The 21,708-nt window shown below is 38.4% G+C and carries 21 protein-coding genes; 20 read left to right on the forward strand and 1 reads right to left on the reverse strand.

The window, feature by feature from the left end; genetic code table 11:
• The first annotated feature begins 1 nt into the window (after position 1).
• Together BM137_RS01580 and BM137_RS01585 are read left to right on the forward strand one after the other, a co-directional pair.
• The gene (locus BM137_RS01580) at positions 2-1,723 is read left to right on the forward strand and encodes an ABC transporter ATP-binding protein (protein WP_092479392.1); all 1,722 of its coding nucleotides are present in this window, start codon (positions 2-4) and stop codon (positions 1,721-1,723) included.
• Entirely contained in the window at positions 1,723-3,579 is a 1,857-nt protein-coding gene (locus tag BM137_RS01585; protein WP_092479393.1) for an ABC transporter ATP-binding protein, read from the forward strand. Before BM137_RS01580 ends, BM137_RS01585 begins: the two co-directional genes overlap by 1 nt.
• Positions 3,580-3,667: 88 nt before the next feature.
• On the opposite strand, the gene BM137_RS01590 is transcribed toward BM137_RS01585, so the two are convergent.
• The gene (locus tag BM137_RS01590; RefSeq protein ID WP_092479394.1) at positions 3,668-4,645 is read right to left on the reverse strand and encodes a tocopherol cyclase family protein; all 978 of its coding nucleotides are present in this window, start codon (positions 4,643-4,645) and stop codon (positions 3,668-3,670) included.
• A 269-nt stretch (positions 4,646-4,914) separates the two neighbouring features.
• Between BM137_RS01590 and BM137_RS01595 the strand changes: the two genes are divergently transcribed.
• From BM137_RS01595 to BM137_RS01680, 18 genes are all read left to right on the forward strand, one after another.
• Positions 4,915-6,108, forward strand: coding sequence for a GNAT family N-acetyltransferase (locus tag BM137_RS01595; RefSeq protein WP_092479395.1), 1,194 nt, complete (start codon positions 4,915-4,917; stop codon positions 6,106-6,108).
• A 22-nt stretch (positions 6,109-6,130) separates the two neighbouring features.
• Positions 6,131-7,150, forward strand: coding sequence for a serine hydrolase domain-containing protein (locus tag BM137_RS01600; RefSeq protein ID WP_092479396.1), 1,020 nt, complete (start codon positions 6,131-6,133; stop codon positions 7,148-7,150).
• A 102-nt stretch (positions 7,151-7,252) separates the two neighbouring features.
• Entirely contained in the window at positions 7,253-8,212 is a 960-nt protein-coding gene (gene manA, locus BM137_RS01605; RefSeq protein ID WP_092479397.1) for a mannose-6-phosphate isomerase, class I, read from the forward strand.
• 227 nt (positions 8,213-8,439) lie between these two features.
• Positions 8,440-9,030: a thymidine kinase gene (locus BM137_RS01610; RefSeq protein ID WP_092479398.1), complete on the forward strand. Its 591-nt coding sequence runs from the start codon at positions 8,440-8,442 to the stop codon at positions 9,028-9,030.
• Between the two features lie 15 nt (positions 9,031-9,045).
• Complete coding sequence (gene prfA, locus BM137_RS01615; protein ID WP_092479399.1) at positions 9,046-10,125, forward strand: peptide chain release factor 1; 1,080 nt, start codon at positions 9,046-9,048, stop codon at positions 10,123-10,125.
• Positions 10,115-10,960, forward strand: coding sequence for a peptide chain release factor N(5)-glutamine methyltransferase (prmC, locus tag BM137_RS01620; RefSeq protein ID WP_092479400.1), 846 nt, complete (start codon positions 10,115-10,117; stop codon positions 10,958-10,960). The genes prfA and prmC overlap by 11 nt, the downstream gene beginning before the upstream one ends.
• A gap of 69 nt (positions 10,961-11,029) precedes the next feature.
• Entirely contained in the window at positions 11,030-12,058 is a 1,029-nt protein-coding gene (locus BM137_RS01625) for an L-threonylcarbamoyladenylate synthase (RefSeq protein WP_092479401.1), read from the forward strand.
• Between the two features lie 140 nt (positions 12,059-12,198).
• On the forward strand, positions 12,199-13,437 hold the full coding sequence (gene glyA / locus BM137_RS01630; RefSeq protein ID WP_092479402.1) for a serine hydroxymethyltransferase: 1,239 nt from the start codon (positions 12,199-12,201) through the stop codon (positions 13,435-13,437).
• A 227-nt stretch (positions 13,438-13,664) separates the two neighbouring features.
• A complete protein-coding gene (gene upp, locus BM137_RS01635) occupies positions 13,665-14,294 on the forward strand; it encodes a uracil phosphoribosyltransferase (protein ID WP_092479403.1) in 630 nt (209 codons plus the stop codon).
• Between the two features lie 290 nt (positions 14,295-14,584).
• Positions 14,585-15,334 (forward strand): F0F1 ATP synthase subunit A, encoded by a 750-nt coding sequence (atpB, locus tag BM137_RS01640; RefSeq protein ID WP_280521779.1) that lies wholly within the window; start codon positions 14,585-14,587, stop codon positions 15,332-15,334.
• A gap of 51 nt (positions 15,335-15,385) precedes the next feature.
• Positions 15,386-15,598 (forward strand): F0F1 ATP synthase subunit C, encoded by a 213-nt coding sequence (gene atpE / locus BM137_RS01645; RefSeq protein WP_092479404.1) that lies wholly within the window; start codon positions 15,386-15,388, stop codon positions 15,596-15,598.
• Between the two features lie 87 nt (positions 15,599-15,685).
• Positions 15,686-16,207, forward strand: coding sequence for a F0F1 ATP synthase subunit B (gene atpF, locus BM137_RS01650; RefSeq protein WP_092479405.1), 522 nt, complete (start codon positions 15,686-15,688; stop codon positions 16,205-16,207).
• The gene (gene atpH, locus BM137_RS01655) at positions 16,194-16,733 is read left to right on the forward strand and encodes an ATP synthase F1 subunit delta (RefSeq protein ID WP_092479406.1); all 540 of its coding nucleotides are present in this window, start codon (positions 16,194-16,196) and stop codon (positions 16,731-16,733) included. The genes atpF and atpH overlap by 14 nt, the downstream gene beginning before the upstream one ends.
• A gap of 30 nt (positions 16,734-16,763) precedes the next feature.
• Positions 16,764-18,287 carry a F0F1 ATP synthase subunit alpha gene (gene atpA / locus BM137_RS01660; RefSeq protein WP_092479407.1) on the forward strand — a complete coding sequence of 508 codons (1,524 nt, stop codon included), beginning with the start codon at positions 16,764-16,766 and terminating at the stop codon, positions 18,285-18,287.
• Between the two features lie 33 nt (positions 18,288-18,320).
• A complete protein-coding gene (locus BM137_RS01665) occupies positions 18,321-19,244 on the forward strand; it encodes a F0F1 ATP synthase subunit gamma (RefSeq protein WP_092479611.1) in 924 nt (307 codons plus the stop codon).
• Positions 19,245-19,278: 34 nt separating this feature from the next.
• Positions 19,279-20,718 carry a F0F1 ATP synthase subunit beta gene (atpD, locus tag BM137_RS01670; protein WP_092479408.1) on the forward strand — a complete coding sequence of 480 codons (1,440 nt, stop codon included), beginning with the start codon at positions 19,279-19,281 and terminating at the stop codon, positions 20,716-20,718.
• Between the two features lie 44 nt (positions 20,719-20,762).
• A complete protein-coding gene (locus BM137_RS01675; RefSeq protein ID WP_092479409.1) occupies positions 20,763-21,185 on the forward strand; it encodes a F0F1 ATP synthase subunit epsilon in 423 nt (140 codons plus the stop codon).
• 238 nt (positions 21,186-21,423) lie between these two features.
• On the forward strand, positions 21,424-21,660 hold the full coding sequence (locus BM137_RS01680) for a DUF1146 family protein (protein WP_092479410.1): 237 nt from the start codon (positions 21,424-21,426) through the stop codon (positions 21,658-21,660).
• Positions 21,661-21,708 lie beyond the last annotated feature (48 nt).

Here is a 21,708-nt window from a genome sequence, read left to right on the forward strand (position 1 = left end):
CGTGTGGAAATTAACAAAAAGAATGAATAAGTGGGCTATATTTTTAGCCGTAGTATTCATGATCATACAAGTTACTGGAGATTTAGTATTGCCAACATTAACAGCGGATATCATTGATAATGGTATAGCAAATGGAGACGTCGATTATATTTTAGACATCGGATTGAAGATGATGATCGTTGCACTTATAGCAATAGCAGGAGCGATTGCGAATGTCTTTATTGCTGCAAGAGAGTCCCAAGGATTAGGAAAACGATTGAGAAACAAAATTTTCCGCAAAGTAACTCATTTTTCAAATGATGAACTTGATGAAGTGGGGACGGCTTCTTTGATTACGAGAACAACGAATGACGTTGTCCAAGTTCAATTAGTTGTTTTGATGATGTTGCGTATGATGATCATGGCCCCAATTATGATGGTGGGTGCTGGAATTTTGGCATTTACTCGGGAACCTCAATTGGCACGAGCCTTTTTGATCTCTATTCCATTACTAGCTATTATGATCGCTATTATCATGCGATTTGCCGTGCCATACTTTAAATCGATGCAGCGAAAAACAGATCGATTGAATTTGATTTTTCGTGAAGGCCTGACTGGTGTCCGGGTAGTGAGAGCTTTTAGAAAAGACAAACATGAAGAAAAACGCTTTGATACCGCGAATAAAGACTTTGCAAACACAGCGATTCAGGCTTTTACTTACATGGCATTCCTGATGCCGGCCATGACTGTAGTGATCAGTATCACGAATATCTTGATCATTTGGCTGGGAGGAAGCTTAATCAGCACTGGGGAAATGGAAGTCGGAAACTTAGTAACTTTCTTAACGTATGCTATGCAGATTCTGATCAGTGTTATGCAAGTGGCTTTTATATTTATGTTTATTCCGCGTGGACAAGTTTCAGCTGCTCGTATCAACGAAGTATTAGATTTGAGAAGTAAAATCTTAGATCCGGAAGTGGCAAAAGACATCACAACGGAAAAAGAAGTTTCGTTTGAATTCAGTCATGTGGACTTTCGTTATACAGGTGCCGAAAAGTTGGCATTAGAGGATATTGATTTTAAAGTTCAAAAAGGTGAAACTGTCGCTATTATTGGAGGGACAGGTTCAGGTAAATCTACATTAGCGAATTTGATTCCGCGGTTTTATGACGTAGAGTCTGGGAGTATAAAAATCAACGGAACGGATATTAGAGATTATACTCAACGTGATTTAAGAACGCTTATGGGATATGCTCCTCAAAAAGCTGTTTTGTTTACGGGAACCATTCGCGAAAATATGAGATATGGGAAAGTTGACGCTACAGATGAAGAAATATGGCATGCACTCGAAATCGCTCAAGCTAAAGATTTCGTGGAAAAAATGCCTAAAGGTCTGGATGCTCATGTTGAGCAAGGCGGAGGAAACTTTTCTGGTGGACAACGTCAACGGTTAAGTATTGCACGAGCCCTTGTATCTCAAGCGGATATTTTACTGTTTGATGATTCGTTTTCTGCTTTGGACTTTAAAACCGATGCTGTCTTAAGGGCTGCATTGAAAAAAGAAACGACGGAGTCAATCGTGATCATCATTGCACAGCGTATCAGTAGTGTAGTGGATGCTGACTTGATCATTGTATTGGATGAAGGGAAAATGGTAGGTAAAGGAACTCATGAAGAGCTGAAAGAGACAAGTGAAACGTACCGTGAAATTATGGAATCTCAAATGAAAGGAGACGAGATCTGATGAAAAACAGTTCGCAGAATAAAGGCGGTCTAAGCCCAAGAAAAGCGAAAAATTTCTGGGGCACTTTAAGACGATTGATGACATACATGGCAAATCGAATCTGGGGAGTGCTATTAGTACTGGTATTAACGATTGCCGCAACAATTTTCACCACGTTGACCCCTAAGATGCTGGGTAGAGCAACGACCGAAATATTTAGAGGATATCAAGAAGGAATGACCTTGAGAGAAGCCGGACAGACAGTAGATGTGCTGCCGATCAACTTTGATTTGATTGGTGAAATTTTAGTAATGGTTTTTATCCTCTATATATCAGCTGGTCTATTTAATTACTTTCAACAGTTCACTATGGCGCGTATCGGACAACGAACAGTCTATGATTTGAGAAAAGATTTAAAAGCAAAAATGAGTCGTATGCCGATCAGCTATTACGATACGCATTCTAATGGAGACATCATGTCACGGGCCGTGAATGATATGGACCAAATTGCCAATACATTGCAACAGTCATTGACTCAGTTCGTTCAAAGTGTCGTGCAATTTGTTGCCGTTTTGTCGGTGATGTTGAGCATCAGTCTGCAATTGACTGTGGTATCCATGATTATTGTCGTTTTGAGCGGGATTTTTGTAGGAGTTATTGCCCCTAGAGCTCAAAAAATGTTTGCTAAACAGCAAAAAGAATTAGGGATCTTGAATGATCAGGTAGAAGAAATTTATTCTGGACATGCGGTCGTAAAAATCTACAATCATGAAGAAACAGAAATTGAAAAATTTGAGAAGCAAAATGAATCTTATTATGAAGCATCGTGGAGAGCGCAATTTTTGACAGGGCTTATGATGCCATTGATTTCTTTTGCACGTAATGTCGGGTATTTAGCAGTAGCGGTATTAGGTGGGATCAATGTAGCAAATGGCACGATGACACTCGGGAACGTACAAGCTTTCTTACAATACGTAAACCAATTCTCTCAGCCAATGAGAGATATTGCTAACTTGTCTAATACGATTCAAGCTACAGTAGCATCAGCAGAACGTGTATTTGAAGTCTTGGATGAACCCGAGATGAATTTGGAGCAATCAAACATCCAACCTCTTCAAAACTCGCCGTATAAGATTCAATTTGAACATGTGCAGTTTGGTTATGGTGGACCTGATGAACCATTGTTGATGAAAGATTTCAACTTAGATGTTAAAGAAGGCGAAATGATTGCTGTTGTTGGGCCTACTGGCGCAGGGAAATCGACGTTGATTAACTTGCTGCAACGTTTCTATGACGTCAAGGGCGGCAGCATCAAGCTGAACGGTGTAGACACTAGAGACATCACGAGAGAAGAATTGCGTTCTCATTTTGCTATGGTATTGCAAGATACGTGGTTGTTTAACGGTACAATTTTAGAAAATATTCAATACGGCAACGAAGAAGCAAATGAGTCGAAAGAAAAAGTTTTTGAAGCAGCAGCAGCTGCTCATGTCGATGACTTTGTCCGTAAGCTGCCGCATGGATACGATACTGTTTTGAATGAAGAAGCTAGTAACATTTCTCAAGGACAGCGTCAATTGCTGACCATTGCCCGCGCATTTTATGCAGATCCAGAGATACTCATTCTTGATGAAGCTACTTCCAGTGTGGATACGCGTACTGAAGTATTGATTCAAAAAGCGATGGCGAAGTTGCTGAAAGGCAGAACCAGCTTTGTGGTAGCCCATCGATTATCGACTATTCGTGATGCAGATAAGATCATCGTTATGGATCAAGGAGACGTGATTGAAACCGGAAATCATGATGAGTTGATGGCGAAAAATGGGTTTTACGCTAATCTTTACAACGCTCAATTCGCTCAATCAGAAACTGCTTAACAAAAAGAAGACCGTTCAGCCATCTTTAGGCTGAACGGTCTTCTTTTTAATGGAACTTATTCTAGTACTAAAAGAATGGTGTTATGTTTCAGTCTGTCATTTGATATCCGACTACTTCAATTCCAGCCATTTTTCCGTCATCCTTATAAACAAATGGGGCTTGAAAATTCTCTAAAGTAATGTGCAAATGATCTGAGAAGCCTTCTTTGACTTTTTTACCCATTACTCCATTTTGGGGTGCAGTCAATTCACCAAATTTATCAGGACGAGCGACAATGGTCAAGCGAGCATTTTTATTCTCCAGAATGATTTTTATTTCAGTAGAAGACAATCGTTGAATGGTCATCTTGCTTCTATTATAAGTTGCAAACCGATATTCTTTTCCTTGCATCACCAAATTGCAGATAAAGCCTTCAAGGTTTAACTTCATCAATGGAACATTTGCCACAGAAAAGAACAAGCTTGTCGTAGGATCCTTAAAGTTGTTGCTTTGAATCCACATGTATTCTTTTGGAAAAGAAGTTCCCCAATCTTTTTCAAAATAGCCTTTTCCGCCTGTGAAGTCGATCACACGATTATTGATTTTCACATAACCATTAATAGAGTGGTTCATGCTGATTACGCCATGGTTGCATTCCATGTTGGGAATATAACTCAATGGTCCCATAATGGTAGGATTTAACCATGTCTTTTGGATAGGATGCAAATTGTGCAAAGAAAAAGAACCTTTGATTTTAGTGCCTTCTTTAGTTAAGTGAATTGCAACTTTTTTTTCAGAAAAAACATTTGGACCAATCTGTACTTGAAAAGGTTCATCTCGCGTAATAAATTGATCGATCGGATAAGGAAAATAATCCGTTTTGATCACGGGAAGGTGGTTATGATCTTTGGTCACTGAAATGTATTGAACAAAACAATGTTTGTCCGTTTCGTTTAAACTGATACCTGGAATGAAACTGATCATTTCTGTTTCATCTTTAGTCACTTGTTTATAATACCAACCCTCAAAATAAACTTTTTTTTCAGTGTTCCCTTGAAACAAAATAGGACGAAATGTTTTTGGCATGATACTCACCTCCAGACTATTGATTTCCATTTTTTCCGATTTATATATCATTAGTATAGTCTTTTGTTAGATAAGAAGTCGATTTGTAAGCTCAAAAAATTGACTGGACAAGAGAATAAACCAACAGAAAAAGCAACACGCTGGGTTTTCTGCAGAATATTTTTTTTAGGATAACTGAACGAAATAAGTCCTTCTCATTAACTAGGTTCAAAGAAAATGTGCTACCATAAAAGAAAAAGAATACGGCATAGAGAAAGAGGCGAAGTCAGATGAGTAAAGTAAGGAATGTCCCGCAAGATCATTTCGAAGAAGCTTATGCTTTAGCTATTTATGCTTTCAACGTACCAAATACGACAGAAAGGAAAGCAAATTTTCGTACGGTTTTTAACCATTCAAATACGTTTGGGATCTACCAGCAAAATGAACTAAAGAGTCAAATGCTTGTACTGCCTTTAGAAGTCTTGTTTCATGGAGAAACAATGTCTATGGGCGGAATTTCATATGTTTCTAGCTATCCAGAAACCAGGGGGATGGGCAACATCAAAAAGTTGTTTGCTGCTTCATTAGATTATATGAACAGTGAAGGGATGGTACTTTCTTATTTAGATCCTTTTTCGTATCCTTTTTACCGTAAATTCGGTTATGAAGTAGCCTTCAATACAGCTTCTTACACGATTGATACAAGTTACATGCCAAAAACAAAAAAATACCCAGGACAGGTTAGTCGAGTAAAATGGGAACAAGAAAAAGAAACGATAACGAATATTTATCTTGAAAAGTATCACCATTCAGTTGGACCGCTAAAAAGAGCGGAATGGATGTGGCAGCAAAAATTTTCGAATCCAAATAAACAAAAATTAGCTATTTATAAAGACAACAATGATGAAGCAAAAGGATATTTGTCGTATCATTTTGGAGACAAAACATCAACTGATTTTATAATAGATGAAATGGTTTATTTAACGGCAGATGCGTACACTGCGTTATGGCAATTTGTAGCGTCTCATCAGAGCACGTTTAAAACCGTTCAGTATAAGACAGCAGAGAATGAATACATTATGGAGTTGTTTCCAAGACAGACCATAAAAAAAGAAGTTGATCCTTTCATGATGGCGAGGATCGTGAACATCGAATCTTTCTTGATGCGCTATCCTTTTAAAGAAAAAGCACAAACAACTTTTTATTTACAAGTCAAAGATCGCTTAGCTGATTGGAATAATGGAATCTGGAAAGTAGAACTGAGAAATACAGGTCGAAAAGTAACCAAGCTGGCTATGGGAACAGAAATAAAAGAAGCTGCTTTTTTATCCGCTTCCATTCAAACTTGGACACAGCTGTTCTTGGGTTATCGAACTATAGAAGAGTTGAAATTTCATGAAAAATTGATCAGCTCAACGGCTTGTGCAGCAGAATTAGCTGAAAGAATACCACAAGGAGATCCACAGTTATACGACTATTTTTAAAAGAACAAGAAAAGGTGAAAAAATGTATCCAAAAACTAGAAAAGCTATTCAATCGTTGATTCAAGAAGGGATTATGCCAGGGGCTAGTTATGCCTTCATCGAAGGAAATGACGTACAACATTACTTAGACGGCTTAGCGGCGATTTTTCCTGAAGAAGAAGCCATCAAACCAGGTTTATTGTACGATGTAGCCTCTTTAACAAAAGTCATGATGACGACGACTGTCATTTTACAGTTGATTGAGGAGGGAAAAATCGCTGTGGATGATCCTGTCCAACAGCATTTGCTTGAATACTCTTCTTCTGAAGTGACAATTCGTCACTTGCTGACGCATACTTCGGCTATCAATGGATACATTCCAAATCGAGATGCTTTATCTGCTTCAGAATTAAAACAATCTTTAGTGCAGCTTCCAGTAGGAGAAAATAGGGGAAAAGAAGTGGTTTACACTGATACTGGAATGATTTTATTAGGCTTCATAATTGAAAAAATCGAACAACTGCCTTTACAACAAGTATTTAATAAAAGAGTCCTCCAACCTTTAAAACTGGAGGACTCAACCTTTGAACCAACAGATGTGAATCAATGTGCTCCTACTGAACTTCACCCAAAAAGAGGGTTGATTCGCGGAGAAGTTCATGACCCGAAAGCTTTTGTATTGAAGGGTCACTGTGGCAGTGCAGGTCTTTTTTCTTCTTTAAAAGATTGCCTAACCTTTGCACAAATGATGTTAAACAAAGGAGAAAGCAACGGAGTGAGGGTGTTGAAAGAAAAAACCGTAGAAGGATTGTTGAAAGATTGGACTCCGACTGGAGATTTATGGCGTTCATTAGGTTGGAATCTAAAAGGAAATAAAGATCATCCTATTCTGTTTCATACAGGTTTCACTGGGACATTTATCTTAATCGATGTTCTGGAACAAAAAGCGTTCGTTTTTTTATCCAACAGAGTTCACCCAAAAAGTCATACACCGACTTACTTAGAAAAAAGAGATATGTTGATCGATATCTATTTGAAAGAAAAGAGAAAAGAACAAAATTAAAAATTTATAGTAACATATCATTTTGAAACGTTTACAAATGTGCTAAACTGGAGAAGTGAGGACAAGGTTTATTATTATAGAGTAGAAGCAGGAGGAAATGCAGTGATAGAACCATTAATCTTAGAACCCGTTATGCAAGAAAAAATTTGGGGCGGAACTAAATTAAAAGAAGCGTTTGGATATGACCTCCCCAGTGATAAAGTGGGCGAGTGTTGGGCCATCAGTGCACATAAAAATGGACCAAGCAAAGTGATCAACGGACCTTATAAAGGACTGACGTTGACTGAAGTTTGGGATCAGCATCGTGATGTTTTTGGCCATGCGGAGGGCGACGTTTTCCCTTTATTGACTAAAATATTAGATGCGGCAGAAGACCTGTCTGTCCAAGTTCATCCTGATGATGCGTATGGATTAGAGCATGAAGGAGAACTTGGAAAAACGGAATGCTGGTATGTGATTGATGCTGATGAAGGTTCAGAAATCGTGTACGGTCATCATGCTAAAACCAAAGAAGAGTTGACTGAACTGATTCAAAATGGAAAATGGGATGAACTGCTGCAGCGTATTCCAGTGAAAAAAGGCGATTTTTTCTTTGTGCCCAGCGGAACGATTCATGCTATCGGCGGGGGAATCATGATACTGGAAACACAACAATCCAGTGATACCACTTATCGAGTATATGACTATGACCGTAAAGACGACAGCGGACAAGGAAGAGAACTGCATTTGCAGCAATCAATCGATGTAACAACCGTCCCTAGTCAAAATCCTGATTCATCAGTAAAAACAGAAACTTCTAGCAATATCCAGATGACTACATTCGTTGAAAATGAATTTTTCAATGTTTATGAATGGAAAGTCAATGGCGTAGCAACGTTTGCTCAAACTGCACCTTATACTTTAGTGAGTGTACTGGATGGAGAAGGTGAATTAGTCATAGATGATACTCAATCTTATGAGTTGAAAAAAGGCATGCATTTTATTTTGCCAAATGATTTAAAAGCTTGGTCTATAGATGGAACTTTACAACTGATTGCTTCAACTCCAGGAGAAAAGTTGTAACAAACAAGTGAACAAACGAAAGAGCAGAGAATAAATTTCTCTGCTCTTTTATTGAATGAAGCCGAATGATTTGGGGAATCTATAAAGAACAAGCAGGAATGGGATGTCTTTGAACAAATGGTTGCTTGCAGTTAAAAGGACAAGGTCTTTGAATCGTATCTTGTACTTTAAGTTGATTTACAGTATAATTTTAAAGGATTCTTAGGAGAGAAATGAGGATATATCGGATGGCTCAATTATTTTTTAAGTACGGCGCAATGAACAGTGGTAAAACGATTGAAATTTTAAAAGTCGCACATAATTATGAAGAACAAAATAAACCTGTTATTATTATGACAAGTGGTATCGATGATCGAGACGCTATTGGTGTAGTATCCAGCCGTATTGGGTTACGCCGGAACGGGATAGCCATTTTTGAAGAAACAAATATTTTAGAAGTCGTCAATGAGTTGGACTATGAACCGGCTTGTGTGCTGTTGGATGAAGCGCAATTTTTAACAAAAGACCACATCATTCAATTAACGAAAATAGTGGATGAACTGAATATTCCTGTTATGGCGTTCGGGTTGAAAAATGATTTCCAAAATGAACTGTTTGAAGGCTCAAAATACTTATTATTGTACGCAGATAAGATCGAAGAAATGAAAACTATCTGCTGGTATTGTCACAAAAAAGCTATCATGAATATGCGTGTTGTAGACGGCAAGCCAGTTTATACTGGAGAGCAGATTCAGATCGGCGGAAACGAAGCATATTACCCTGTATGCCGGAAACATTACCATCATCCGCTGATTACCAAAGATAATTTAAGAAATTAGAAAAGAGGAATTGACATGTTTGATCAGTTAGAAAGTGTGGTCGGACGCTATGAAGAAGTAAATGAAATGTTAAGTGATCCGGAAGTAATTTCCGATACGAAACGTTTTATGAAACTCTCTAAAGAAGAGGGTAACCTTCGTGAGACCGTTACGACTTATTTGAAATACAAAGAGATCCAACAAGGCATAGAAGAAACTGAAGAGATGCTGAGAGAAAAATTGGATGCTGAAATGGCTGAAATGGCTAAGGAAGAATTGGCTAGCTTAAAAGCTGAGCGAGAAGAATATGAAGAAAAAATCAAAATCTTGATGCTGCCTAAAGACGAAAATGATGACAAAAACATCATTATGGAAATTCGTGGAGCAGCCGGCGGAGATGAAGCTCAATTATTTGCTGGAGATTTATTCAATATGTACCAACGTTATGCTGAATCTCAAGGTTGGAAGACTGAAGTTCTGAATGCCAACATCACAGGTATTGGCGGATATAAAGAAATCACTTTAATGATTACAGGACAAAACGTTTATTCAAAATTAAAATTTGAAAATGGTGCACACCGTGTTCAACGTGTTCCGCAAACAGAGTCCCAAGGACGTATCCATACTTCTACAGCAACTGTTGTTGTTATGCCGGAAGCGGAAGAAGTAGAGTTGGATATCGCAGACAATGATATCCGTATAGATATTTATCATGCAAGTGGTGCTGGTGGACAGCACGTCAACAAAACAGCATCTGCTGTTCGATTGACACACATTCCAACAGGTATTGCAGTTGCGATGCAAGATGAACGTTCTCAGATAAAGAATAGAGAGAAAGCGATGAAAGTATTGCGTGCGCGTGTATACGATCAGTTACAAAGCGAAGCTCAAAATGAATATGATGCTGAGCGTAAATTAGCGATTGGAACGGGAGACCGTTCAGAGCGCATCAGAACGTATAATTTCCCTCAAAACCGGATCACAGATCATAGAATTGGATTGACGATTCAAAAACTAGATCAAATCTTATCTGGAAAACTAGATGAAGTGGTCGATGCATTAGTGCTGTACGACCAAACTTCAAAAATGGAGCAATTACAGAATAATGAATACTAATTCAACCTATAGAGAAGTCCTTAAGTGGGCTTCTTCTTTTTTAGAAGCCAGCGGCAAAGAAGGTATCGCAGCTGAACGATTATTGATGGAACGACAACAATGGAACCGAACAGATTTTGTATTGCATTTGAATGAAGAAATGCCGTCCGATAGCAAGCGCCAATTGATCGAAGATGTAGCGGAACATGGCGGAGGAAGACCTATTCAGCATATACTGGGATATGAATGGTTTTATGACTTGAAATTAAAAGTGACCCATGACACGTTGATTCCTCGACCTGAAACGGAAGAAATTGTAGACAAGTTTTTACAACAAACAAAACAAGACGATTCGTTAAAAGTATTAGACATCGGAACAGGCACAGGAGCCATTGCGATTGTAGCGAAGAAACAGCGACCAAATGATGATGTGACGGGAACGGATCTTTCGCCTAAAGCATTAGCTGTTGCGAAAGAGAACGCTGAGGCAAATGGAGTAGCGGTCCGGTTTCTTGAAGGAGACTTAGCGGCTCCTGTGAAGGACGAAAAATTTGATGTGATTCTATCTAATCCACCTTATATAGGAGAACATGAAAAAAACGTGATGGATCAAAGCGTATTGGATTATGAACCTCCTATGGCTTTATTTGCTGAAAACGACGGACTTTTTATTTACCAGCGGTTAGCAAAAGAGTTGCCAAGATTATTGAATCCGAACGGGAAAATCTATTTAGAAATCGGCTATCAACAAGGAGAAGCGGTCAAGGAATTATTCCAAAAAGCTTTTCCTGAAGCTCTAGTACAAATAGAGAAAGATTTGAGCGGGTTAGATCGGTTAATCTCTGTCCAAACTTGAACCGCTTTAACTTGAAAGACGTAAAAAACAAGTAAATGAGTTGCAAAAGAAAAGAAAGAAGGCAAATGTGTGGAAACAAGAGTTTTTCAACAGTCAGAAATCAAAGAAGCTGCTGCATTGATCAAAAAAGGTGAATTGGTATCCTTTCCTACTGAAACAGTTTATGGATTAGGAGCAGATGCAATGAACGATCAAGCTGTAAAAAACGTTTATCAAGCAAAAGGACGTCCAAGCGACAATCCGTTAATCGTTCATGTAGCGTCTATAGGAGAAGTGTATGATTACGTGAAAAATGTGCCGAAAGTAGCCGAAACGTTGATGGAACACTTTTGGCCTGGTCCGTTAACACTGATTTTTGAAGTGAAAGAAGGCGTTTTTGCAGATACAGTCACGGCAGGTTTAAACAGTGTAGCTATACGAATGCCTAAAAATGAAGCAACATTGGAATTGATCAAAGAAGCTGGAGTTCCTTTAGTTGGTCCAAGTGCCAATACATCTGGTAAACCCAGTCCCACAACGGCTATGCATGTCTACCATGATTTAAAAGGGAAAATTGCCGGAATATTAGATGATGGAGAAACAGGAGTCGGCTTAGAATCAACCGTGTTGGATATCACAGATCCCCAACAACCAACTATTCTTCGTCCAGGAGGAATCTCTAAAGGTGAGCTGGAAGACGTCATCGGACAAGTGTCTGTAGATAAGCACTTGGTATCAAGTGAAGAGACGCCAAAAGCTCCAGGAATGAAATACAAGCATTATTCTCCTAACGAACCGGTAATCATCGTAGAGGGAAATAAAGAGCTTTTTCAAAAAGCTGTCAAGCAGTATGGATCGACTGGAGAAAAAGTTGGTTTATTAGCGGATGATGAAGTGGTAGAAGCCCTTAAAGACAAAGTTGCTGCTGTTTTTTCTCTTGGCGAAATAGACGACATCCATTCAGCTTCGCGCAGACTGTATGCTGGATTACGATACTTTGAAACTACCGAAGCTAGTTTGATTTTAGCGCAAGCTTATCCTGAAGCAGGAATTGGAACAGCTTATATGAACCGATTGAAAAAAGCAGCGGGAAATCAATTCTATAAAGAACATAATTAAAAGAAAATACATAGGAATCGTTTTTCCTATGTATTTTTTTGTTATTATTTTATATAATGTTGAGTTAAGAATACAAAAAAAAATGATGAGGACTCATCATACATAGAAATTCAGGAATGAACTAAAGGGATGTGGCTGAGATGAAGGGTAAATTATGGGATGAAGAAGTGTTTCAAGCGATTGGACAAGAAAAACAACGCCAAGAACAAAATATTGAGTTGATTGCATCAGAGAATTTTGTTTCCGAAGCTGTACTGGCTGCTCAAGGAAGTATCTTAACGAATAAATACGCTGAAGGCTATCCGGGAAAAAGATATTATGGCGGTTGTGAGTACATTGATGTAGTAGAAAATTTAGCCATTGATCGTGCGAAGAAATTATTTGGTGCTGAGTATGCCAATGTTCAGCCTCATTCTGGATCAAGTGCAAATATGGCGGCTTACAATGCTTTATTGGAGCACGGAGATGTAGTTTTGGGAATGGATTTGACACATGGAGGTCATCTTACACACGGTTCTCCAGTAAACTTCAGTGGAAAAACGTACAACTTTGTCCCTTATGGAGTAGACAAAGACACTGAGCAAATCGATTACCAAGAAGTTCGTCGTTTAGCGATGGAACATAAGCCAAAGTTGATTATTGCAGGTGCCAGTGCTTATCCTAGAGCCATTGATTTTAAGGCATTCCGTGAAATCGCTGATGAAATAAACGCGTATTTCATGGTCGATATGGCACATATTGCCGGTTTAGTAGCTGCTGGTGTTCACGAAAGTCCTATTCTTTATGCAGATGTCGTAACGACAACGACGCATAAAACGCTACGCGGACCACGTGGAGGAATGATTTTAGCTAAAGAAGCGTTTGCGAAAAAATTGAATAGCGCTATTTTCCCCGGCATTCAAGGCGGTCCTTTAGAACATGTCATTGCTGGAAAAGCCATTGCACTAAAAGAAGCAATGCAGCCTGACTTTGGTGTGTACGCAAAGAACGTTGTTAAAAATGCTCAAGCTATGGCTGAAGTTTTTCTTTCGTCTAAAGCGCGACTGATCAGTGGAGGAACGGATAACCATCTATTGCTGCTGGATGTTAGAAATTTTGCATTGAATGGAATGCAAGCTGAAAAGCTGCTAGATGAAGTAGGGATAACGGTTAATAAAAATACGATTCCATTTGAAGAGTTGAGTCCTTTTAAAACAAGCGGTATTCGAATCGGAACGCCAGCAATCACTACCCGTCAGTTCGACGAAGAAGATGCAAAGAAAGTGGCAAGACTAATCATCGAAACTCTAGAGGCAAAAGACCATACTGAAAAACTGGAAACTATTCGAAAAGAAGTACGCCAATTGACGACAAAAAGACCATTGTACTTGGAAAACTAGAGCTGTTTCTTATAACGCTCTGAAGAAGATTGTAGACGAGATAGAGGTGTTTAAACAGCAGTTCACTCTTATTAATTGAGTGAGCTGCTGTTTTATTGTACAGTAGTTTTGTAAAAGAGGAATGGGATCTAAAATTAGCAAGACTAAATCAATTATTTCTTTGTAAAGTGATGAAAGTTCATGTATAATTGGCATGTTTGAACATAATAACCAAGGGGGCAAATAAAATGGCAAAACTTGAAGTAATGGATCATCCTTTAATCCAACATAAGTTAACGATTATCAGAGATAAAAATACAGGGACTAAGGTTTTTCGAGAAGTGGTTAATGAAATCGCCCGCTTAATGGCATATGAAGTATCGAGAGATATGCCGTTACAAGATGTTGAAATTGAAACACCTTTAGTTAAAAGTGTTCAAAAAGAAATTGCTGGTAAAAAAGTAGCCATTATTCCGATTTTACGAGCTGGTCTAGGGATGGTAGACGGGATGCTTGATTTGATCCCAGCAGCTAAAGTAGGTCATGTAGGAATGTATCGTGATCATGAAACATTCGAACCGGTAGAATATTTTGTGAAATTGCCGTCGGATATCAAAGAACGTCAATTACTAGTGGTGGATCCAATGTTAGCAACGGGAGGTTCAGCGATTGCTGCAATCGATTCGTTGAAAAAACGTGGAGCTACGATTATTAAATTTGTGTGTCTGGTAGCTGCCCCAGAAGGTATCAAAGCTTTACAAGAAGCTCATCCTGATGTAGATATTTATACAGCTTCTTTAGATGAAAAATTGAATGAGAATGGATACATTTTGCCTGGTCTAGGTGACGCAGGCGACCGCTTGTTTGGAACGCTATAATCAGAAAATTAAGACCAGAAATCCGTCAAAAGGATTTCTGGTTTTTTGACTCTACCAATAGGAAGCGCTTCAAAAGTTTGTGAAAAGCAAGTGAGTAGTTGCTTAAAAAGCCTTTTGTACAAGTAATTTGATAGAATTAAAACATATTCACATAATTTCTTTGAAATTAAAATCACTTGGTGGTATGATGACAATTGTCTGGGAGAAGAGAGCCTGATTTGAGAGTTTTTCTTTTCTGCTGGAATTTTTTTGATTATAAAGATGGATTCTTGAGAAAGAAGGTGAAAGTATTGGAACACGAAACTCTGACTAGGGAATTTATGGGCCTGACATTTGATCTTACCACTGTATTAGTGACAGTTGCATCGTGCATCATTGTGTTTTTGGTTGTGTTTATTTGTACGCGCAATTTACAACTAAAGCCGACAGGAAAGCAAAATTTTATCGAGTGGGTTATCGATTTCGTAAACAATATTGTATCAACGTCAATTCCTGGGAAACGTGGGGACCGATTTAAACTCCTTGGTTTTACGTTGTTCTTATTCGTATTTGTTTCTAACATGGTGGGCTTGCCTTTAGTGTTAGTGATAGACGACATTCAATGGTGGAAGAGTCCTACTGCTGATCCAATCGTAACTTTATCGTTGGCGATGATGGTTATTTTGATGTCGCATTTCTTCGGGGTTCAAGAGCAAGGGTTCAAAAATTATTTCTTAAATAGTTATATACGTCCCGTACCGTTCTTACTGCCCATAAAACTGTTTGAAGAATTTACAAATACGTTGACACTCGCTTTACGTTTGTATGGAAATATATTTGCAGGAGAAATCCTGATTGGTTTAATTGCCAGCTTGGCGAATAGTTTTGGTGCAGTGACTTGGCTTGTGGGAGTGCCACTCCAAATTGCATGGCAAGGTTTTTCTGTGTTTATAGGAAGTATTCAAGCGTTTGTTTTTACCACTTTAAGTATGGTCTACATTTCTCATAAAATCGGTCATGAAGAAACAGTGGAACACAAAGAATATGTTGAAGCAAGTTAAATAGTTTTCAAATAAAATAAAAAATCGTTGAAGAACGAGGAGGAAATTAGAATGAATTTAATCGGAGCAGCAATCGCAGTTGCAGGAGCAGCTATTGGAGCAGCACTAGGATCAAGTCGTGTTATTTCAAAAGCCCTTGAGTCTATTGCACGTCAACCAGAAATGAAAGGTGAATTACAAACATTGATGTACATCGGTGTTGGTTTAGTAGAGGCTATTCCTATTATGGGTGTAGTTATTGCATTTATCCTCGTATTCCAATAAAACAATTTAAACAAAAAGATTTATCTGGAAATTCATACCAATAAAATTAATTGGTATGTAAGACAAGGGAATGGGAGGAGGCAATAAATGATGTTCAACCAGCTCGTTATAGGATCTGCTACTAGTGCCGGTAACACATTAGTAGTACTTGTTTCTTTTTTAATATTACTTTTATTATTAAAGAAATTCGCGTGGAAACCAGTTACTGAAATGATGGAGAAACGTTCTGAAACAATAGCTAATGATTTGGATGGAGCAAAACAAGCCCAGAAAAAAGCTAATGAACTAGTAGCTGAACAACAAAATAAATTGGCTGCTCTGCAGCAAGAGTCTGCAAAACTCATTGAACAAGCACAAGTCAATGCGACTCGAATGGAAAAAGAAATGATCGAAGAGGCTAAAGATTCGATAGCTCAAATGAAGAAGCAAGCAAAAATGGATATAGCCTTTGAAAGGCAGCAAGCATTAGATGATATTAAAAATGAAGTTAGTGTATTGTCTCTTAAAATAGCGGAAAAATTGATTGGAAAAGAACTAGATACTGCAACACATGCGAAGCTAGTTGATGAATTCATTGAAAGGTTAGCTGATTCGAATGAAACTAAATAGAAATATGGATCATGGACAAATGGCACGTGCTTTTTACGAGCATGCTCTTGAAAAAGAGCAATTAGCTGCAGTGTTCAATGATTTAATGGACGTTCGTCAAATTATGCAAAATAACCCTGATTTAGGCAGGTTTTTCAACAATAGAGCTATTGAGAAAGCTAATAAGGAACAAGTATTGGCAGATTTTACGAAAGAATTTTCTGAATTGACAAAAAGTTTTATTCATACAATCTATGAATATCGTTTAATGGAAGAGCTAAATCACATTGTGAATGAATTTGAGAAAATCTATGATCATCACAATCGAACAGTAGTCGCTAAAGTCATTACTGCAGTGCCTTTGACAAAAGATCAAAGAGATCGATTGTCAGCTGTTTTTGCAGAAAAAATGAAAGCAAAAAAAGTTATTTTCAATGAAATTGTTGAGCCGGAAGTTCTAGGCGGTGTCATCATCGAAACAGAAGACCAAGTCTTTGACGGCAGTTTACGGTTCAATCTTGAAAAACTAAAAAAACAGATTCTTTAGTAATAATGAAGTTAAAGAGGTGAGAAGTAAATGGGCAAAAAAGCAGATGAAATTAGTACGCTTATAAAAAGTCAAATTGAAGGCTATCGTAATGAGTTGGCTATTGATGAAGTCGGAACAGTTAGTTACGTAGGAGATGGTATAGCTCGAGCTTTTGGTTTGAAAAATGTCATGTCGGGTGAATTAGTTGAATTTTCAAACGGTGTCTATGGTATGGCTCAGAACTTGGAAATAGACGATGTCGGGATCATTATTTTAGGGGCGTTTGATGGAATCCGTGAAGGCGATAGAGTAAGACGTACTGGACGTATCATGGAAGTTCCGGTCGGCGAAGAACTTATCGGACGTGTTGTCAATCCTCTAGGTCAACCAGTTGACGGACTTGGGGAAATTCATACTTCTCGAACACGTGAAATTGAAACCGAAGCACCTGGAGTAATGGAACGTCAATCTGTAAAAGAACCTTTGCAAACAGGTATCAAAGCAATCGATGCGCTTGTTCCTATTGGAAGAGGTCAGCGTGAATTGATTATCGGGGATCGAAAAACGGGTAAAACCAGCTTGGCGATCGATACAATCTTAAACCAAAAAGGCAAAGATACCATTTGTATTTATGTAGCGATTGGACAAAAAGAATCAACTGTCCGCTCGCAGGTAGAAACACTGAGACGGTACAATGCATTAGAATACACGATCGTGGTCACTGCAAGTGCATCACAACCTGCGCCTTTATTATATATTGCCCCTTATTCAGGATTGGCAATGGGCGAAGAGTTTATGTATGACGGTAAACATGTCTTGATCATTTTTGATGACTTAAGCAAACAAGCAGCTGCTTATCGTGAACTTTCGCTATTATTACGTCGTCCTCCAGGTCGTGAAGCTTATCCAGGGGATGTATTTTACTTGCATTCACGCTTGTTAGAAAGAGCAGCTAAATTGAGTGATGATCTTGGCGGCGGTTCTATGACGGCTATACCATTTGTTGAAACGCAAGCAGGAGATATTTCTGCTTATATTCCAACGAACGTTATTTCCATTACAGATGGGCAAATATTCTTAGAAAATGATTTATTTTACTCTGGTGTCAGACCTGCAATAGCTGCTGGACTTTCTGTATCTCGTGTTGGTGGATCTGCTCAAATCAAAGCGATGAAAAAAGTTTCAGGGACATTACGTTTGGACCTAGCCAGCTATAGAGAATTGGAATCATTTACGCAATTCGGTTCTGATTTGGATGCTGCTACGCAAGCAAAATTGAATCGTGGTCAAAGAACTGTTGAAGTATTGAAACAAGACTTGCACAGCCCAATAGCTGTAGAAAAACAAGTCATGATATTTTATGCTTTGACACATGGGTTCCTTGACTCTATACCAGTAGGCTCACTGAAAGAGTATGAGAAACAATTGTATATATTCTTAGACAATCAACACAGTGAAGTATTGACAGAAATCAGAGAAACTAAAAATTTACCTGCTGAGGATAAACTCGATGCAGTACTGGCTGAATTCAATACGACATTCAGTGCTATGCGTACTGACATCAATCGCTAAAAAGAGGCTAACAATTGAAGGCGGTGAATGAAGTTGGCAGAATCTTTACAAGATATCCAAAAACGAATCCAATCAACTAGAAAAACAAGTAATATCACAAAAGCTATGCAGATGGTTTCTGCAGCCAAGCTAGGGAAACAAGAACAGTTGAATAAAGGTTTTCAAGTTTATTCAGCCAAAGTAAGAGAAATGGTTGTTCATTTGGCTCAAACGCAATTAGCACTATTGGAAGATTCAGATATGATAGGAACAAATTCACCTTCAAATATTGACTTCCACGATATGTTGATTGAACGCCCCGTAAAAAAAACAGGGTATATCATTATCAGCTCGGATACAGGATTAGCAGGCGCATACAACAGTTCTGTCATCAAAACGACGATTGATATGATCCAACGAGATCACCAATCTCCGGATGAATATATTTTTATGGCTATTGGCCGCACAGCAGCTGATTTCTTTAAAAACCGAGGAATGAATATCGCTTATGAGCTGGATAATTTAAGTGATCAACCAGCATTTGACGAGGTGCGCGGGATAGCTCGCCAAATCGTTGAGATGTATAAAAACGAAGTGTTTGACGAAGTTTACCTTTGTTATAATCATCATATAAATACTATTACGTTCCAATATCGAGCGGAAAAAGTATTGCCGTTGACCGATTTAGATATTTCTGAGGCAGAAAAATTAGATTTTGATACAGATTATATTTATGAACCTTCGAAAGAAGAGATATTAGACATATTGCTGCCTCAATATGCAGAAAGTTTGCTCTATGGGGCTATTCTTGATGCAAAAACAGCTGAACATGCTGCTCGTATGACGGCTATGCAAGGCGCGACAGACAATGCAAAACAAATCATTGATGATCTGTCGATAAAATACAACCGAGCTAGACAAGCCGCGATAACTGAAGAAATCACAGAAATTATCGGCGGGTCTGAAGGGCTAAAATAAACAAGATTAAGGTAAGTGAATGGGAGGAAGATGAATGAGTACTGGTCATATTGTGCAAGTAATTGGTCCGGTTGTCGATGTAGAGTTCCCATTAAACGGAGTTCTTCCTGAAATCAATCATGCTTTGATCGTTGAAAAAGCAACCAATGAGTATTCAACAAGCAATTCGGACTCATCTCAAAGTGCAGAGACAGTAGTGCTAGAAGTTTCCTTACAATTGGGAAATGGAGTAGTTAGAACCATCGCCATGGAATCTACAGACGGTTTACAAAGAGGTATGCGAGTGAAAAACACAGAGCGTCCTATCTCTGTTCCGGTAGGAGAAGAAACATTAGGACGTATGTTTAATGTTTTAGGTGAAGCTATTGACCAAAAAGGCGACTTTGATGAAGAGATTAGACGTGATCCAATCCATCGCGAGGCACCTGCTTTTAATGAGCTAGCTGCCAGCACATCTATATTAGAGACAGGAATAAAAGTAATTGATTTGCTTGCTCCTTATTTAAAAGGTGGGAAAATTGGTCTATTCGGCGGAGCCGGCGTAGGTAAAACCGTATTGATTCAAGAACTGATTCACAACATTTCAGAAGAACATGGTGGTATTTCTGTTTTTGCGGGTGTAGGAGAAAGAACTCGTGAAGGAAATGATCTTTATTTTGAAATGATTGATTCTGGCGTTATCAAACGTACAGCTATGGTGTTTGGTCAAATGAACGAGCCGCCTGGTGCGCGTATGCGGGTAGCTTTGACAGGGCTGACAATGGCAGAGTATTTTAGAGATGAAGCTGGTCAAGATGTACTGCTCTTTATCGACAATATTTATCGATTTACTCAAGCCGGTTCAGAAGTCTCTGCTTTGTTAGGTCGTATGCCGTCTGCTGTTGGATATCAACCTACATTAGCTACGGAAATGGGTCAATTGCAAGAACGGATTACTTCTACAACTAGAGGTTCAATCACTTCTATTCAAGCGATTTATGTACCAGCGGATGACTATACGGATCCTGCTCCTGCAACCACCTTCGCCCATTTAGATGCGACAACAAACTTAGAGCGTCGTTTAACGGAGCAAGGTATCTATCCAGCTGTAGACCCATTAGCTTCTTCATCTAGTGCATTGTCTCCTGAAATTGTGGGAGAGGAACATTATGAAGTAGCTACTGAAGTACAGCATATGCTGCAGCGTTATCAAGAATTGCAAGACATTATTGCTATCTTAGGTATGGATGAACTTTCAGATCATGAAAAAATCATCGTTTCGAGGGCACGCAGAATCCAACTCTTCCTATCGCAAAACTTCCATGTGGCTGAAGCGTTCACAGGGATTCCAGGATCATATGTACCGGTTTCTGAAACGGTCAGAGGATTTAAAGAAATCTTAAATGGACGTTATGACGATTTACCAGAAGATGCCTTTAGGAACGTTGGAAGAATAGAAGAAGCTGTAGAAAAGGCGGGTCATTTAAAATATTGATCGACTAAAAATAAGTTGAACTTTTCCATGAGGAGGAATGACGAATGGCGGAGATGCGTGTACAAATAGTTGCACCATCAGGCGTTATCTATGATCATAGAGCGTCTATGGTAAGTGCTAGAGCAATCGATGGTGACATTAGTATTTTGCCGAATCATACTCCGATCATTTTGCCCTTAACGATTCATGCTGTTCGAATCAAACGTATCTCAATAGATGCTGAAGATTGGGTAGCGGTAAATGGCGGAGTATTAGAAGTGCGAAACAATGTCTGTTCCATTGTGGCGGATAGTGCAGAGAGAGCACGTGATATTGATATTGAAAGAGCATTTGAAGAAAAACATCGCGCAGAAGAAAGTATGAAACGTTTGTCAGGTATTAAGGCAAATCTTGAATACAAACGAGCTTCCATTTCTCTACACAAAGCGCTTAATCGAATCAATGTATCAAAAAATAAAAGAGTTTAAAAGACTATTTCAAGAACATGTTGAGACAGGAGGAAAAACCTGTCTCAACATGTTTTTTTATGTAAATAATAGGTAAATCGCTTCAAATAGGTCAGAAACAAAAAAAACAGATGTCTTTATTAAAAAACAATAGGAAAATGATAAAACCTTCATTTGATAACGTTCTCAAAAGCAAAATTTGTGTTTTTACATTACAATTGTGTTACTATCTATTAGGAAGAGAAAGGTAGATGTTTACATGAACTTTATTGGTATCCAAGCGGCAGGAACATTACTATCGCACATTATTTTTATCTTATTAACCTTTTGGGCGCTGCAAGCTGTCCGTGTAGAAAAAGTTATTCGAAAACAACATGTGAATCAAGCCAAAGTTTTGTATTTATTTGTTTCGATCGCTATTGGCTATTTAGTCAGTTCTTTCTTCATGGAATTCATTCTTTCTTCTCAAAATTTGATTTTTCTTTTTGAACGCTAAATTCGTGATAACTTTATGACAAATGCTTATTTCAATTGTTTCACAATC

Origin of the sequence: Desemzia incerta, assembly GCF_900115825.1 — a bacterium.
Classification (GTDB): Bacteria; Bacillota; Bacilli; order Lactobacillales; family Carnobacteriaceae; genus Desemzia; species Desemzia incerta.